We start from the raw sequence: 18,244 nt of genomic DNA, 5'->3' as shown, positions 1-18,244 counted from the left end.
GCAAAATTTTGCAGGTTTCATCTTTTTGCCTACTCAATTAAAAAAATATCATTATGAAAAATCAACTTTTCACAGCCATCAAATTAAGCCTTGCTTGTTTCATTTTGTTGGTAGTTATATATCCTCTTGCAGTTTTAGGAATCGCTCAATTTACACCTAATAAAGGCGATGTAGCGTTTGTTAAAGTTCGTGATAAAATCGTTGGAGCTCGTCAAATAGGACAGGTATTTACCCAAAACAAATACTTTTGGGGTCGCCCTTCGGCAGTAAATTATGACTCAGGGGTATCGGGTGGTTCAAATAAAGGTCCTTCAAACCCCGACTATATTCAAACTGTTCAAGCTCGACGTGATACTTTTTTGGTACATAATCCAAGTATCAAAGCAAGCGAAATTCCAGCAGAATTATTGACAGCTTCGGGAAGCGGTCTGGATCCACATATTTCTTTACAAAGCGCTTTAGTTCAAGTTGCTAGAATCGCCAAAGCAAGAAACCATTCTACAGAAATTATTCAAAAAGTAGTGATTAATAGCCTCGAAAAATCGCCTGCGGGGACTCCTTTTGTAAATGTACTTGAGCTTAATTTGGCTTTGGATAGATTGTAAGTGCTAATGTAGAATTGTGAAGGATTTCAACCAATTTCGGATTGGGGATTTCGGATTTCGGAAGTGTAAGCTACTTTTTGGGGTTCAAATTTTATAAAAATTAAAGTACATTTCCCTATTTCTTAAATCCGAAATCAGCAATCCCAAATAAAAAAATAAGTCCCTTTTAAAAACAACCATGCCTTAGCCTTTGAGGCTAAGGTAATTTGAAACAAAACCATGAAAAAATTACTATTGATTTGTGCCTCAGTGCTAATGTTTTTGAGTAAAGGATTGGCTCAAATAAACAACTCTACCATGACTTGGTCTGGTTATGTAGATGCGTATTATGCCTATGATTTTAACCAACCCGACGACCATCTACGTCCTAGTTTCTTGTACAATCATAATCGTCATAATGAATTCAATATCAACCTAGCGTATATCAAAGGAGATTATTCATCCAATCGTACTCGCGCCAATTTAGCCATTATGGCAGGTACTTATGCTCAGTACAATCTGGCAGCTGAAAGCCCTTTGTTACAGCATATTTTTGAAGCAAATGTTGGAATTAAATTAAGTCAAAAACACGAAATTTGGCTCGATGCAGGTATTTTGCCTTCGCATATTGGTTTCGAAAGCGCTGTTTCAAAAGACTGTTGGACGCTCACCAGAAGTATTCTAGCCGAAAACTCTCCTTATTATGAGTCTGGCGCTAAACTTAGCTATGCAAGCCCCAATCAGCAATGGACAGCAAGCGTATTGGCACTCAACGGTTGGCAACGTATCAAACGACTAGATGGAAATCAAACTGTTAGTCTGGGAACACAAATTACTCATAAACCCAACGAAAACTTAACTCTCAACTGGAGTACTTATTATGGCAATGAAGGAATCAATGGAATTAGCCAAAAGCGTTATTTCTCAAACCTTTACGCTATTTATCAACACGAAAAATGGGGATTCATCGCAGGTTTTGACTATGGTTCACAGCAAAAAGCAAATACAGATGGTTACAATAATTGGTATTCGCCTGTGGCGATTGTCCGTTATCAATTAGCCTCCAAAATGCGTCTAGCCGCTCGGTACGAATATTATCAAGACAAAAATGGGGTAATAATACCCACCAATACCCCTGAAGGATTCCAAGTATCAGGCTATTCACTAAATTGGGACTACCAAGTAACAGACAATGCAGTTTTTAGAATTGAGGCAAAAAATTATCACGCCAACTCAACCATTTTTACCGAAAAATCCCAAAGCAAAAATGACAATTTAGCTATCACCAGCTCAATTGCGGTGCAGTTTTAAAATAGGGTTCAGGCAAGAGGCACTAGGCAAAAAGGGAATTATTTAGGTTAACACTATTCCCTTTTTGCCTATCCCCTAACCCCTATAAATACAACCTTTATGTCCGAAACAAATACTGCCGCCTATTTCTTGGAACTGATTAGGGCGTCGAAAAGAGGAAAACTCAAAATTTACATAGGAATGTGTGCAGGCGTAGGCAAAACCTACCGTATGCTTCAAGAGGCACATAGCCTTTTGAAAAATGGGGTAGATGTCAAAATTGCTTTTGTCGAAACGCATCTTCGTGTCGAAACACACGCTCTGCTCGATGGTTTACCAATCATTCCTAGGCGACAGCTTTTTTACAAGGGCAAATTGTTGGAGGAAATGGATTTGGAAGGTGTTTTGCGCATTCATCCAGAAGTTGTGATTGTCGACGAACTCGCTCATAGCAATATAGAAGGTTCAAAAAATGAAAAACGATGGCAAGATGTCGTACAACTTCTCGATGCAGGAATCAATGTGATTTCGGCGGTAAACATTCAACATATCGAAAGTTTAAACCAAGAAATTAAACAAATTACCGAGGTTGAAGTCACCGAAAGAATCCCTGATGCGATTTTACAACAAGCCAACGAGGTGGTAAATATTGACCTGACCGCCGACGAATTGATTGACAGATTGAAAGAAGGAAAAATTTATGAGCCTGCCAAAATTGAAACAGCTTTAAAAAACTTTTTTCAGTCTGCTCATATCCTTCAATTGCGAGAATTGGCACTCAAAGAAGTAGCGCATCAGGTAGAACGAAAAGTGATTCATGAAGTAAGCGCCGTAAAACTGAGTCCACAGCGGTTTTTGGCTTGTGTTAGCTCCAATGCGCCACGCGCCAAAATGATTATTCGTAAAACTGCTCGTCTAGCTTCTTATTACGATGCCAAATGGTTTGTTTTGTATGTACAATCCGAAAGTGAAGCAGGCGATAAAATTGATTTATCAGTACAAAGACATTTGATTAACAACCTCAAATTGGCAACTGAATTGGGGGCAGAAGTGGTCAAAATTAAACACAACGATGTCGGCTATACGATTATGAGTTTTGCCGAACAACAACAAATTACAACGGTGTGTTTAGGCAAACCTATTATTGAAGGTTTTAGAGGCTTAAAATCAGCCTACTTTTTTACCCAATTACTAAAAAAATTATCTTCGAGTCCGATTGATTTAATATTACTGTCATGACTATCAAAACCAAATTACAACTAGGTCTTTTGTTTTTATTCGGAGTTATTGTCTTGCTTGGAGGCATGGGCATGTTTTATCTCAATCAACTCAAAGAAGAATCAGCCAATATCCTCACCGATAACTATGAGTCAATAAGCTATGTCCAGAAAATGCAGGAAAGTCTTGATCTGGATACACAGACAGATAGTTTGGCGATGATTACTTTCGAAAAAAACCTTCAGCAACAGGAAAAAAACCTGACCGAAAAAGGAGAAAAAGAAGAAACAATCGAATTGAGAAAGGTATGGAATTTGTACAAAACTCAGCATGACCTTCAATTTTTACCTAGTATAAAAGCACACCTTTTTGAAATAGCGACAATTAATCAAAATGCTATTTTTAGAAAAAATGAGGCAGCGCAAATGATTTCTCAAGAAGCCCTTAACTATTTGAAAATCATCACTATTATCTGTCTTTTAATTTCATTTACTTTTGTCATCAACTTTCCTGCCTATCTGGCTAGCCCAATCAAACAACTCACCGAAGGAATTAAAGCTATTACTGCTAAAAATTATGAGCAAAGATTGCATTTTAGCTCGAATGATGAGTTTGGTGAATTGGCTACCGCCTTCAACCAAATGGCGCAAAAACTTGATGAATATGAGCATTCGAGTTTGGCACAAATTCTTTCTGAAAAGAAAAGAATCGAGGCTATTATCAACAAACTCAACGATGCAGTTATTGGGCTTGACGACCATCAGCATATTCTATTTGTCAATTCGGTAGCCTTAGATTTGTTACATATCAGTGAAGAGGATTTAGTGGGAAAATCAGCTCTGGATGTAGCACTTCATAGCGACTTGATGCGTAGCTTATTGAATCAATCAACTGATAATCAGGAAATAAAAATATATACTGGCGGAAAAGAATCCTATTTTTCGAAAGAATGGATTTTGGTAGAAAATGAAGAAAAGCTTTTAGGGAAAGTGATTATTCTCCAAAATATCACCAAATATCATGAGCTAGATGCTGCCAAAACAAATTTCATAGCTACGATTTCGCACGAACTTAAAACACCTATTTCATCTATTAAAATGAGTTTATCCTTGCTCGAAAACTCCAAAATTGGAGAATTAAATGCCGAGCAACAAGGATTGTTACAAAATATCAAAGACGAAAGTCAGCGCTTATTAGGTATCACTGGCGAGCTATTAGATTTGACTCAAGTAGAAAGTGGTAAAATCAATTTAGCTTTCGAAGCGGTTTCACCGATTCAGATTATTGATTATGCTAGCATGGCTGTAGGATTTCAGGCACAACAAAAATCTATTGAATTCCAAATTGACCTTGCTCCTGCCCTGCCTCAAGTCTGGGCAGATGCTGAAAAAACGGCTTGGGTTTTGGTCAACCTACTGACCAATGCCATACGCTATAGTGAGGTACAAAGTAAAATTTTGATTTCTGTCATTCAGGAACAAAATATGGTTGTTTTTGGCGTACAAGATTTTGGCAAAGGGATAGATGCCAAATACCTTGATCGGATTTTTGATAAATACTTCCAAGCGCCTAATAGTCCCAAAGGTACAGGTTTGGGCTTGGCGATTGCCAAACAGTTTATTGAAGCACAACAAGGACACATTCAGGTAAAATCAGAGTTTGGACAAGGAGCTATCTTCCAATTCTCCTTACCGATTTATCAAGGGTAAATTGAGCGATGATTTAGCGTATTAATAGACAGTTGTGGTCTAATCTTATAAAGTTTAGAAACTTTAAAAAAAATAAGTCCAAGACTAAGTCTTGAACTAGTTATTTGCGAATGAGTGATTATTATAGAATTAGTATTCTAGCTGTAGAGACGCAAAGTATTGGTCTCTACTAGAAAATGTAGATTAAAAATAATCACTCATTCGCTCAATCACAAATCACTCAATTTAGAATGACTCGTGTTTATCGCCAGCAATACTATTTCTTTTCAATCAATTTTACTGTTGTCAAAAGCCCCGAAGGCAATAGAGGTGAGTTCGCTTGATAAAAAGGCATGGTTGTAAAGGTAGTTTTTACCTTCGTTTCAGGTTGAGCATCTCCAATCAGGCGATTTACCCAAAGGTTTGTCACCTTGATTGTCAGAGTATTATCCCCAACTTTTAAAGCCGAAGAAATATCCAATTTGAAAGGTTTTTTCCAAAGTAATCCTACACTTTTTCCATTAACCCATACTTCAGCTATATTTTTTACTTCACCCAAATCCAACCAATATTGAGTCCCTGAGTTGATAGCAGAAACCGCCAATGTATTTTCATAAGTAGCTGTACCAGAGAAATACTTGATATCATTATCAGTATTGTCGGACCAAGAACCTAGTTGAGTGAGATTAACGTTTTTCTCTCCAAAACTTACTTTCCAAGGACTTGCGATAGTGGTTGCATTTACTTCTTTGAGTTGTGTCAAACTATTTTGTGATTGGTCTGTATTTTCCTTAAAGACAACAAAAACAGCATCCCATGACTCAAAATGAATAGGAATAATGGTTCTTCCTTCCTTGATTTGGTATGATACCTTTTCGACTGTACCTGTTTGGGCATTCCATAGTTCAGGCGTTTTTCCTGTTACTCTAAAGCTTATTTCGGCATCAGTTGGTTGTTCATTGCGATTGTTTAACCAATAAATCTCAGATTCGCCAGAACGGTGTCTAAACAAAATAGCATGATTGGTTTGCGCAATACGAACATCTGCTTGAGGAAATGCTTGTTTTTGAGCAGCCTCCCAGTTTTCGACCACATTGTTCTTTTTCCAAATCTCATCTACCAATTTCTGGAACTCCAATTCACTATCTGACAAAGTTGGTGATTTCAAAGGTTTTTTACCAATAATCAATATGCCAGCATCCGCAAATTGTTTGATTTTGCGAAGAGTTGCAACGGTTATATATTGAGCATTATCGTCAATTTTTAAGACAGAATATTGGTTTCCTGCCAAGGATACCAACTTTCCATTTTTAGCCGAAATAGCATCTTTTAGGGCTGAAGCATTCACAAAATCAAACTCATACCCTTTCGGAATAGTCGGTAATTGTTGTTGACATACAGAGGTAACATTTTGATTTTCACCATAGAAATACAAGATATCTGCTATATTTCTTCCTTGTTGTAATAAATAGCAGCTTCTTCCCAAATATTCCATCCAAGCCTTACCACCTTGCTCTGCCCAAGTTTCGTGACGAGTAAAATATTGTCCGAATGGTCCAAGTGAAAACCCAGGTTTTTTGTCATCCAAAGGTTGATGCACAGAGGTATGAATCACAAATCGATTCAAACCCGAAGCTAGTTCCAAATCAGCAGTTCGTTTTAATTTTTCAGGATGAAAACTAAAAGCATTTCCAACCGAAGTCATAGATTCGGCAGCCACAATAGGTTTACCATAAATATTGGCCACCGATGCAGACTCACGAATATCGGCTTCGCTTCGTGGTTCTTCGTCTGAGCCACCCGCCAAACTGCCTGGCGTCCACATAGCCGACATAGGAATATCTGCGTTCTTTTTCACATCCATTCCATCTGCCAGATAAATACGCTTATTTTCATGCGATTCGGTATAGCGTTTCATTCCACGCTTTTTTAGCTCCTCACCTATCACATCATAATGATTTTCAGCAATCAATTCTCCAATTGTTTTTCTAAAATCCCATAAAAATCGTTCACTAGCTTCAGCACTTTTTATTCCACGACCTGTCAGCACTGGAAGCCAGCTTTTGATGTCATATCCTCTTCTTTTCTGAAATTCTTCAGGAAATGCCTTTGTCCAAGTCATGTGTCCAGCTTCATAACTATCCAAAATCATATATTGCAAACCTTTAGCCCCCATCTGTCCGCCAGTAGCATCTTTATACATGTCAAGATAGGTATTGATGTATTTTCGAACAGCCTCTTTGTCTAGTTTATCCACCTCTAAGCCCGTAGCCTCTGGTGAAGCTGGATGGTTTTGGCGACCTGTCAACGAATATCCAAATCTCATGATAACCCATTCTCCAGCAGGAACTTGCCACTGAAGTGTACCGTCATCTGTCATCTTTGAAGTCAAATCTACTACCTCCGTTGGCAAAATTATATCTGAGGTATTTTGGGTAGAAAAAGAGGTTTCTTTCCAAGGAGTAAAACCCGCTTTATCTTCAAATTGGTCTATTCTATCACTGCTATACAACACAAATTCAGCGAGATTTACACCTTCAGGTTTAGCAGCTTCAGCGCTTCCAAACATACCTCCAAAAATATTAGGTGTTGGAGGCAAGGTTTTATAGGCTAATCTCCAATATTTGGCTGTAGTAGCAGGAAAAGCAATCGTGTTATGAGGAACAATACTTCCCGAAACTTTGGCAATTTCCTTGAAAGTAACACCATCTTGACTCACTTGTAGACTCCTATTGTTGGGACCACCTTCAAACTCCTCTAAAGGCGTATGCACAGCCCCTGACACCGAGAAAGCTTTAAATGTTTGAGGATTTTCAAACTCATATTGTACCCACATGTCTTGCCCAATTTCGGCGGGTGGCAAAAAAGAGGATTTATCTAAATCATTATCTGTCAAACTTTTGAGCGAAAAGCTTCCCCCACTAGACGTTACCTTTGGATTCAGTTTTGTAAAATCAGCCTCTGTTTTGGGCTTTTTAAAAGCAATTACAAGTGCATCTTTATAGTACTTGGGTAATATGGCTGGCACACCGCCTGTCAACGAACTAACAGCGCTGGGTACATTTCCAAATTTTCCTGTAATATCGGAAGGTTGTGGGAGTTTTCCTGTAAAATTCTTACCCCCAGAAACAGTCATTTCAGTCCACACATATTTCTTCATCCCATCCTCAGGTTTTACCCAAGGTCCACCCGTCACACTCCAGCCCGGTGAGCCAGCAATCGCCATTTCAAGGTTATTTTGAATCGCCAAATTGGTCGTAAATTGAAAAGCATCTTTCCACTCAGGTGTCATAAACACCAATTTTTGAGGTACAACTTGAGGGGTAAATAGATTGGCATCAAAATTTTGAAATCCCCCAATTCCTATGCGCTTCATCCAATCTAAGTCTTTTTGGATACCAGTCTTGGTTACATTGCCGTTCATCCAATGCCACCAAACTCTTGGTTTGGCATCGCTAGGAATGGTTTGAAAGTCGGCTTTGTTTTGGGCAAAGGAATCCCATGCACATAGTCCGAAGGCTATGGCCAGCATTTTACGATAATGATTCATAGTTCTATTGTTTTTGAAATTGTCAGGATTGACTTTTCAACATTAAGGTTTTATTCGGAAGAGTCTATTTTTAATTTTTTAACTCATTTTTTTAAACTTTTCTCATAAAAAAATAGATTAAAAGGGCAATGGTAAATAGGTTGTACCTTTTTAATCCATCGCCCTAAAGGTTTTTTATCAAGGTAATGCAAAGGCTACATATAAATTTCCTTTGGGTGTACCCAGTTTTGTGCCCCCACAGGCGAGAACAATGTATTGTTTTCCTTTCACCGCATAAGTAGAAGGTGTTGCAAAGGCAGCGGCAGGTAATTGTGTTTCCCACAAAAGCTTGCCTGTATTTTTATCAAATGCCCTAAAATAACCATCTTTGGTAGCAGCGATAAACAACAAACCACTTGCTGTAACGACAGGACCACCGTAATTTTCAACACCCGTATTCTTGATACCTTGTTTGGCAAGTAGAGGGTCAAAACCCAAAGGAATTTGCCACTTAAACTCCCCTGTATTCAAATCTATAGCCGTAAGTTGTCCCCAAGGCGGTGCAATCGCTGGCAAACCACGATTATCCAAAAACTTGTTATACCCATCACTTTTGAAAGGAATATAAGGCTCATTATCTGCTTGATTAGAAGCACTTACTTCTTTTTTCTCCTCTCCTACCAAAAACGAAACGATGGCTTGCTTGTCACTTGCCGAGATAGCCGTAAAACCGGGCATCATTCCTTTTCCAGTACTAATAATTCGGTTGATATAGGCTTTATCGTATTTTTTTTCTATACCCAACAAGGACGGATAATTGCTTTTAGGATTCCCCATTCGGTCTTTGCCATGACAAGCCGAACATTGAGCATAATATAATCTCTCTCCTGTGGTCATTTGACTCAATTGAGCCTTCTTGGGTGATTCAACCATTTTGAGAATCCATGCCATTTCATTAGAATTGACATAAAGCGTTCCTTCTGGATCGGCCGCAGCGCCACCCCACTCAGCGCCTCCGTCATAGCCGGGCAATAGCAATACGCCTGTTTTGTTACCGGGTTGATATATCGCTGTTTTGAGTTTTTTTAGCTCTTTTATTAACTCCGCTCGGTTTTCAGCATAAGGGCTAATCTGAGCTTCGGTAATTGTATTTGATTGTCGAGCATAAGGTTTAGGTTTGCTTGGAATCGGCTGGGTTGGCGATGTTATTTCTCCTGCTAAACTTGATTTAGGCACAGGCATTTCGTTGATTGGAAAAATAGGTTTTCCTGTTTTGCGCTCAAACACATACACATATCCTTGTTTGGTTACCTGCGCTACCACATCGATTTTTTTACCTTTTTGCGTAATTGTCAACAAATTGGGAGGTGCTGGTAAGTCTCTATCCCAAATATCATGGTGCGTTGTCTGAAAATGCCAAATGCGCTTGCCTGTACGAGCATCAAGCGCCAATAAACAGTTTGAAAAAAGATTTTTCCCTTTTCTATTTCCTCCATAAAAATCATACGCTGCCGAGCCTGTTGGCACAAATAAAATACCATTTTCTTTGTCTACAGCCATTCCAGCCCAGTTATTGGCACCGCCGATTTCTTTATTTTGATAGGCATTTTTAGGAAAAGTCTGATAGCCATATTCATTAGGATATGGAATAGTATGAAATGCCCAAACCAATGCGCCAGTCTTCACATCAAATGCTCGTATGTCTCCCGGAGCAGCATCTGCACCCTCCGATAAACGCACAGGCATAATAATCAAATCCTCAAAAATCGTCCCGGGGGTGTTGGAGATGATAAACTTGTTTTGGGCGATTTCTGGTAATCCTTTATGTAAATCGATTTTACCTTTCTCGCCAAAACTATCAATTGGTTTGCCTGTATTGGCATCTAAAGCCCACAAACTTGGTCCAGTAGTAAATAAAATTCTTTTGTCATCTCCTTTTTGCCAATACGACACACCTCGACTGGTACTTGACCAATGTTTGAGCGGGTCGCCAAATTTCCATAATTGTTTACCCGTTGAAGCATCCAAAGCAAAAGCTTGCACAGAAGCACTCACGCCATACAGCACCCCGTCGATGATTAGAGGATTTACCTGCATTTGTCCAGAGTCAGGAAGCGCATACGTCCACGCTACTTTAAGCTGACCGACGTTTTCAGGCGAAATTTGTCTCAAAGTTGAATAATGATTACGATTTGCGCCACCGAGGTAGTCACTCCAATCATTTTCTGTTCCTTGATTTTTATTCATCCAAGCCCAACTTAGCATAGCTATAACCGAGAGCAAGGAAAAACTAAGTATTCTGATTTTCATAAATTTGATAGTAAAAACTTGGGGTTATTGATTCTTAGATTACCAACAAAGGTAAATTTTATACCAGAAAAATTATACTTATTTGTTGGTGGGTTCTTCTTTAGCCAATAAATAACAAGTTTTTACCAACTCATATATGAATCAATCACCTAAAACAATTGTGGATTGGGGACTTTTGATTTCGGAAATATTGAAAAATACACTCATTTTTTAAAAACATAGGGTTAAAGAAAGTTATACTTCCGCAATCCAATATCATTATGATTTTGAGCAACTTAAAACTATAAAACCAAACATATATCTATTTTTCTAACTGAGGTTTTTCTTGTAATTGAGTCACAAAAATTAATCCCAGCATCGCTAATAATCCCGAAACACCCAAAAATGCGCTAGCGTTGATTTGGTCAGAGAGAATACCTGACAAAGCTGGGATAAGCACACCACCTACAATTTCGCCTACCCCCATAATCAAGCCCATAGCTTTGGCTCTTAGGTGTGCTGGCACTGCTTCTGAAGGTATTACGGCGGCAACCATGGCCAAACATCCCATCATAAAATACGTGACAAACATAGCAGGCAATTGGAAAGCCGAACCAGCCAACGCATATACAGTGAGGGGATATAATACACCCAATGCCATGAATATAAACATGACGGGCTTACGTCCTATTCTGTCGGAAAGGGCAGGTACAATAATCGACGATAGCAAGCCAGATACGCCCAAAAGTCCCATCGTTTTTCCCATTTCGTCGGGAGTCATGCCTTGAACGGTGACAAAGTATTTTGAAATAAAAGGCAGGGTAGCAAACCACCACCCAAATACGCAACAGGCCACAGCGATACCCCAACGAACGTTGTTATACTGCCAAAGTTCGTGGACATTGATACTTTTCTCTTCTTTTACGGCAATACTTTCAGCAGTTGAAGCCTTGATATAACGCCATGCCAATAAGCCTAATACCAACCCTGGCACACCTGCCACATAAAAGGCATCGCGCCAGCCGATTTGCTCGGCTATTTTTACCAATACGACTGGAGCTAAAATAGACCCAAACAAAGCTGAGCCTACGCCTTGTAAAATACCAGCATTTAGCCCCAAACGATGGGGAGATGATTCTTTTTCTACAAAATTTTGTGCTAAAGGTATCACTGCCCCTTCCGAAAATCCCATCAGTAAACGAGCTGCAAACAAGGTGACAAAACTACTTGCCATCCCCGATCCTACCGAACACAAAGAAAAAACACCTACTGCTACTAAAAAAACGGTTTTCTTTTTGGCATTGGCTTCTGCCCAAGCTGTTGAAAAATAGCTGGAAAAAGCCCAAGCCAACGACAAGGCTCCCGCCAACAGTCCTATTTGGGTATCATTTAAGGACAAATCTTTTGCCACATAAGGAATCAAAAAGTTGAGGGCTAATCTGTCAAAAAAAAGACAGCCAAAGACCAAGGCCATCAAGGCTACTAGTCCGTTTTCATAGGTAAGTATTTTTTTCATGGTTAAAAAGAGATAGTACTACCTTGTCATTTATTCCGTTGGAAAATCGTACTTTCCTCCGATGACCTTAAGCAGGGTTATTTCGGGTTTATGCTTGGTTTTGAAGGCCTATTTTTCGATTATTTTGCCATCATACTGGGCTGGCTCGGTATCACTGTGGCAGAGCCTTTTTAAATTCCTTTGTACTTCTGAATCAATTTTTTGTATTCAAAAAAGCTTTGTTTTGGAATGCGTTCTTGTGTTTTGAAATCGACATAAATGAGTCCCAAACGCTTGGTATATCCCGAAACCCATTCAAAATTATCCCAACCACTCCAAACCATATAGCCTCCTAGGTTTACGCCTTCTCTTTTTGCTTTTAAGGCATAAGCTACATGGCGTTTGATATAGTCAATGCGCAAAGGGTCGTTTACTTTTCCGTTTTTCACAACATCTTCTCCTGCAAATCCTGTCCCGTTTTCAGTGATATACACTGTTGGGTTGCCGTACTCTTTCTTCAAGCGTATGAGCATTTTGTACAAATATTCAGGCATAACAGGACCAACATTCGACTTGATGGCATCAGGATTATTGTCTAGCCATTTCAAAGACATAGCCGAATCTTCGCCCTTTACTACGGCAGGAGCATAGAAATTTATGCCTAAAAAATCAGGCTTATTCTGAGCAATGAAGGTCAAATCACTCGCACTTGGTTGAAAACTAGGGTTGTATTTTGCCAAAGAATCCATCGCCATTTGGGGATATTTTCCTTTGTATAATGGATCTAAAAACAAGCCATTAATCAGAATATCTTGAAAATTTGCAGCTTTTACATCGGCTGCATTATTGGCGTTCCAAGCAGCTCCGGGATTTACATTCAGTACGATACCAATTTGCCCTTTCAACTGTAATGAACGATACAATTCAATGGCTTTAGCATTGGCAATGAGTTGTTTATGAGCCTTTTGCATTTGGCTCATATAGTATTCTTTAGGAGGAATATGCTTGCTTTCTTGTTCGTGAAGCATATTTTCTACTAAAAAGAACTCAATGTAAGGCTCGTTGAATGTAATAAAATGTTTGACTTTTTTACCAAATCTTTTCATGACAATCGACGCATAATTGATATACCAATCAACCATAGCAGGATTGCCCCAACCGCCCTTTTGCATCAAAACAACGGGATAATCGAAATGATAAATCGTCACGAATGGCTCTAAACCCGCCGCAAGCACATCGTCAATCAATTGGTCGTAATGTGCTAATGCTTTTTCATTAACAGCCCCCGTACCATCGGGAATGATGCGACTCCAATCCAAAGAAAAGCGGTAAGAGTTAGCACCAAGTTGCTTGAGCAATGCCAAATCTTTGAGGTATTGCGTGCGGTCATACATGTTGATAGACATATTACCCGTTTGTTTTTCCCCAATGGTAAATTGCGTTATACCCACTTTATTGGTCAAAAAATCCCATTTTGATTCTCCTTTACCATCGGTCTGGTAAGCGCCTTCTACCTGATAAGCGGCCGTGGCTACTCCCCAAAAGAAAGGCTGTTTTTTTTGTCCAAAAACTAAAATATTCGTACAAAAGAGTAAAAAACTCAAACTTATTTTTAATTGCTTCATCTTGCTAAACATTGATATTAGAAACAGGAAAGGTTAGATTAATCACATAGCTATATCCTGCTGATTGTGAGTACTTCCAAATAACGGATATACAATTAACTAATCCCATCTCCTTACTTAGTTGAAAAAGAGGTGGGTTACACCTCTTTTGAGAACCTTAGAATTTATAACTCGCCGTAATGAAATAGGCACGAGGCATCGAACCTTGGGTTGAATACACAGCATTAGGATTGGCAGCTACATATTCTTTGGTAAACCCTTGGCGATTTAGTGCCGCTGGAAATCCACCAGGACCAGACCAGCCCAATACACCATATACATTGGTTACGTTATTGATATTTCCCTGCAAACGCAATTTTGGATTAACATCATACCCAACGCTCCAATCCAATTGACCAAATGCAGGCATTTTGAAAGCATTCGGAATATTGGCTTGTCGTGAACCCATGTAGTAATAGTTGAACGAGGTATTAAATTTGCCTTTTTGATACATCGGTGTAAGACCAAACATGACTTGTGCATTGTTGTCTGTTTCGTTTCCTGAAAAATCTAATAGCACATCTTGACTAGCGTTTACACCGCTCGAAATCCATGTTTTATACTCGATAGCTTTAGAATTTTGAAACGTTGCCTGAGCTCTGAGGCTAAGATTTTCGTTGAATGCCACAGTACCTTCCAATTCGATCCCGTAGGTACGATACTTACCATATTGCGTGGTTGGATTATAGTTTTGTCCGTTCGAGTCTTGAAACGCAAATTGTAAGTTTGGCACATTGCTTAAGTAGCTATAAAATGGCGTTACATTCAAACTAAAGCGGTTTTTCTTAAGTTTTAAGGCTGCTTCTATTTGTTGTATATGCTGTGCGTCTGTATTCAAACTGTTAATCAAAAACTGGCTAGTTGCGCTAAAAAACTGACCTATTTCTGGGGCTTTTTTACCATCAGAATATCGTACATATACCGCTGCTCCCTCATTGATTTTATAGTTTAACCCAGCCGAAAAAGAAACTGTATTGATTGTTTTATCAAAAGGCAATGGTGTTCCTGCCGTTCCACCGCCGTTGTCATACACGGTCAATGGGTTTCCGTCTGTACCACCCCAAGCAGGATTATTTTCGTTGGCATTTCGGGTAACTGGCGTATTTGAACCTTTGTAATTGGTATGTTCATAACGAAGTCCCCAGTCCAAATTTAGGTCTGGTGTAATAGACCAATTATGCCCTACAAACAAAGCCATTTGTGATTTTGTAGCATCTGAAGTGGTGACTCCTCCCCTTCCCAAATCCATAAATCCATTCGGATCTGTAATTTGATAAGTCTTACCATCTAGACCATTTAATTTAATATCTACCAAATGTGGCTGGTCTTGGATAGTACCCACACCTACCCCCGAATCCTCTTGTCCGCCCGCACGTGTGACATGCGACGATGCCGCAAATCCACCAAAGTTGAAACTCATATTGCTCAACTTTTTCGTGAAGGAAAATTGATTCATCCATTCATCAATCTTGATATCTTGATAAAATAATGGCAAAAAGAATAAGGAGTTTTGCTGTACATTAGCTCCTGGGAAGTTATTATTAGCACCTGGAATAAACTTGAATCCAGCAAAATTGCCATTGATGATATTCGGCACAAAAGTCATTGTACCCAAGTTTTGCCCCGTTACTTTATCGGTAAATGTATAAGTACCTAGTTTACCTGTTTGAAGTAAGTGAGGTAAAGCATAAAATACGATATTGTCTGTAGCAAAAGGAGTCACAACAGCAGGCACACTTCCTGTCATGTGTTTGGAAGAGATTTTGGCGTCATTCTTAAAAGTCCAATCGTTACCCAAGTCCTGTACCCAGTTTACGCCAAAAGTTTTATCACGATTATAATATTTATCTTTCGAGTTAAATGTTGCCGTACCTGTATTATTGATAGGAATGGTTAAGGAAACGGCTGGTAAATTATAAGAATCTGTGGTCGAAAGCCCTGACATCACTTGTGGATTGTTCCAACCTTGTGTCGGAATAAACTCAGACTGCGCATTGCGGTCATCAAGTACTTTTACAAACATTTTCAAACTACCAGATTTATAGTTTTTTACCACATTAGCTCTCAACTGTCCACCGTTATTGCTCGCATAGCCTGGGTATCTTGCTCCATCCGAAACCCTGTAAAATCCACCAACTTGATAGGTCCATGAGCCATCTTTACTGAGTGGACCACCCATCGTAGCATCTACACGATAAAAAGGATTTTTGCCATTGCCTTCCAAACCAAGTTTGGTTCTTACTTCACCTTGAAAGGTGCTACCACCTGTTTTTGAGACATAATTAAAAATACCACCAGGGGCATTAGCACCCAAAATTGAAGCCGTTCCACCTCTTACAGCTTCCAAACGCTCGGTCATAATATCGGCTCTCAGGTAATTATCTGTTCCATAGTTGACGTTCATCAATGGCAATCCATCTTCTTGCATCGATACATAATAATACCCTGAAGAATTATCAATCGAGTTGGCAGCAATACCTCTTGAATATACCGTATTGGCAATTTCTCCTCTGGCATTGTTGACATATACGCCTGGAATGTTTTTCAATAAATCTGCCGCACTGGTAATCGCCAAAGAAGATATTTGCTTGGCGTTCATCGTCGAAATAGCGACAGAAGATTCCATCTTTGTTCTTTTATCAAATACCCCCGTTACGATTACCTCATCGAGATTTTCGGTAGCTTCACTTAACGTAATATCGAAAGTTTGTCGATTGCCTACTTGTACGGATTGACTTTGGTATCCTACAAAAGAAAACACTAACGTTTGGTTGCCATTAGCCTCAATTCCATACTTTCCGTTAGCGTCTGTAGTAGTACCTTTGCTGGTGCCTTTGATGGCAACGCTTACGCCTACCAGTACCTGACCTGTGGTCGCATTTATTGTTCCTGTGACTTTGCGCTGTTGTGCAAAAACCGATAGATTGATTAATGTCACCAGAAAAACAAAGAAAATTCTTTTCGTAAATGAATTATTTCCCATTTTTTTGTAATTGTGTTTGAGTACTACATGAACCAAACCGTTTGTCCTCTGCCACTTCCCACGGTATTGGAGGACTTCAAGCTGATAAAACCTGACCGTTTTATCAGCTTTTTTTGTGATTTAATGATTTACACATCCCATCACTTTATAACAGTTCGAATAATTTGTTGTACAAAACTAATTACATTAAAAAAGGAAAAATTAGCACAAAACGGTGATTAATATGCAAAATCCGTTATTTAGAAAGAATTTCTTTCCTTGAAGCGATTCTTTTGGAGGAATCTCCATGTTGAGTAGTGAGATTTTTTTTAATGCAATCCAAAGATGGTCATTATTAATAGTCTAGAAAACTAGCAGACATGAGTCATCCCGAATTTTGTAATAATTTAAAATAGAGACCTCTTGGTTGTGCTTATTGGAATTCACAAGGTGAACCGTTGTACTGTTTATGCAAAAATTTTATAGTAAAAACACTCATTTTACTGGAAAATGTAATTCAACATTAATCCTTCTGAATTGTGGCAAATCCAAAGGGAAATCTTTAATCTTCTATTTTTGTATTTATGAAAAATGCCGTTTTACTATTGCTGACCTCTCTAATTTTGGGGAGTTGTAAAAAAAATGATACCACTTTACCAACTACATCATCGTTGAGAGTAGAGGGAACTATGACAGTCGATGCGCTTTCAAGAACGTATTTATTGAACCTGCCACCCAATTATAATCAAAGTTCAGACGTGCCTTTGGTAATAGCTTTACACGGTGGTGGGGGAAATGCCACACAAATGGAAACCAATTATTATTTGACTGATAAAGCTAACCAATCTCAATTTGCCATTGTATATCCAGAGGGGGTACGTAGCGACGGTATTTTGGGTGCAAGAACATGGAATGCAGGAACCTGCTGTGACTATGCCGTTGAAAAACAAATAGATGATGTAAAATTTATTAGTAATCTAATCGATGATTTGCACAAAAAGTATCCACGACTTTCTACTAAAAAAATCTATGCAACAGGAATGTCAAACGGCGCTATGATGTGCTACAGACTTGCCTGTGAGCTTTCTAACAAAATTGCGGCTATTGCGCCCGTGGCAGGAACCATGGTAACAACAAGTCCTTGTTTGGCGTCTAGGTCGGTACCAATCTTACATATTCATTCTAAGCTTGACACCAAAGTACCCTACACTGGTGGACGAAGTACGTTAGGTTTTGTAGTGCCACCCGTTATGACGGGTATCAATACGTGGTTGGAAATAGATGCTTGTAATACTAGTGTCAAGGCTGTTAATACTTTGACAAAATACACCCTTACCAAATGGCTAGATTGTAATAATAGCGCTATTCAAATTTATTTAACAGAAGATGGTGGGCACTCATGGCCTGGCGGTGACAAAGTACGTGCAGGCGCCGATGCCATTTCGGATGCTATCGTCGCCAACGATGTAATTTGGAGTTTCTTTCAACAGTATAAATTACCGTAGAGAATGGAATAAAGAAATTG

At 39.0% G+C, this 18,244-nt stretch carries 10 protein-coding genes; 5 read left to right on the top strand and 5 right to left on the bottom strand.

The annotated features are described in order from the left end of the window. Positions 1 to 53 precede the first annotated feature (53 nt). The 4 genes from kdpC (at position 54) to QM491_RS16680 (ending at position 4,801) form a co-directional block, all read left to right on the top strand. Positions 54 to 605, top strand: coding sequence for a K(+)-transporting ATPase subunit C (kdpC, locus tag QM491_RS16695; protein ID WP_283328722.1), 552 nt, complete (start codon positions 54 to 56; stop codon positions 603 to 605). A gap of 219 nt (positions 606 to 824) precedes the next feature. Further along, on the top strand, positions 825 to 1,895 hold the full coding sequence (locus tag QM491_RS16690) for a porin (protein ID WP_283328720.1): 1,071 nt from the start codon (positions 825 to 827) through the stop codon (positions 1,893 to 1,895). A 99-nt stretch (positions 1,896 to 1,994) separates the two neighbouring features. Continuing rightward, complete coding sequence (locus QM491_RS16685) at positions 1,995 to 3,113, top strand: sensor protein KdpD (protein WP_283328719.1); 1,119 nt, start codon at positions 1,995 to 1,997, stop codon at positions 3,111 to 3,113. Continuing rightward, positions 3,110 to 4,801, top strand: coding sequence for a sensor histidine kinase (locus QM491_RS16680; protein WP_283328717.1), 1,692 nt, complete (start codon positions 3,110 to 3,112; stop codon positions 4,799 to 4,801). Before QM491_RS16685 ends, QM491_RS16680 begins: the two co-directional genes overlap by 4 nt. Before the next feature lie 256 nt (positions 4,802 to 5,057). Here the strand turns inward: QM491_RS16680 and QM491_RS16675 are convergent, their stop codons facing one another. From QM491_RS16675 to QM491_RS16655, 5 genes are all read right to left on the bottom strand, one after another. After that, positions 5,058 to 8,330, bottom strand: coding sequence for a glycosyl hydrolase (locus tag QM491_RS16675; RefSeq protein ID WP_310589578.1), 3,273 nt, complete (start codon positions 8,328 to 8,330; stop codon positions 5,058 to 5,060). 177 nt (positions 8,331 to 8,507) lie between these two features. After that, positions 8,508 to 10,619: an outer membrane protein assembly factor BamB family protein gene (locus QM491_RS16670; protein ID WP_283328715.1), complete on the bottom strand. Its 2,112-nt coding sequence runs from the start codon at positions 10,617 to 10,619 to the stop codon at positions 8,508 to 8,510. Positions 10,620 to 10,920: 301 nt separating this feature from the next. Beyond that, positions 10,921 to 12,114 (bottom strand): MFS transporter, encoded by a 1,194-nt coding sequence (locus QM491_RS16665; RefSeq protein WP_283328714.1) that lies wholly within the window; start codon positions 12,112 to 12,114, stop codon positions 10,921 to 10,923. 170 nt (positions 12,115 to 12,284) lie between these two features. Continuing rightward, positions 12,285 to 13,718: a glycoside hydrolase family 1 protein gene (locus tag QM491_RS16660; RefSeq protein ID WP_283328713.1), complete on the bottom strand. Its 1,434-nt coding sequence runs from the start codon at positions 13,716 to 13,718 to the stop codon at positions 12,285 to 12,287. Positions 13,719 to 13,875: 157 nt separating this feature from the next. Beyond that, positions 13,876 to 16,740: a TonB-dependent receptor domain-containing protein gene (locus QM491_RS16655; RefSeq protein WP_283328711.1), complete on the bottom strand. Its 2,865-nt coding sequence runs from the start codon at positions 16,738 to 16,740 to the stop codon at positions 13,876 to 13,878. Between the two features lie 563 nt (positions 16,741 to 17,303). Here QM491_RS16655 and QM491_RS16650 point away from each other — a divergent pair. Next, a complete protein-coding gene (locus tag QM491_RS16650) occupies positions 17,304 to 18,224 on the top strand; it encodes a CE1 family esterase (RefSeq protein WP_283328709.1) in 921 nt (306 codons plus the stop codon). Positions 18,225 to 18,244 lie beyond the last annotated feature (20 nt).

Origin of the sequence: Flectobacillus longus, from assembly GCF_030056705.1 — a bacterium.
Classification (GTDB): domain Bacteria; phylum Bacteroidota; class Bacteroidia; order Cytophagales; family Spirosomataceae; genus Flectobacillus; species Flectobacillus longus.
The sequence above is the reverse complement of the archived record's forward strand: the minus strand, read 5'-3'. Positions and strand labels throughout refer to the sequence as shown.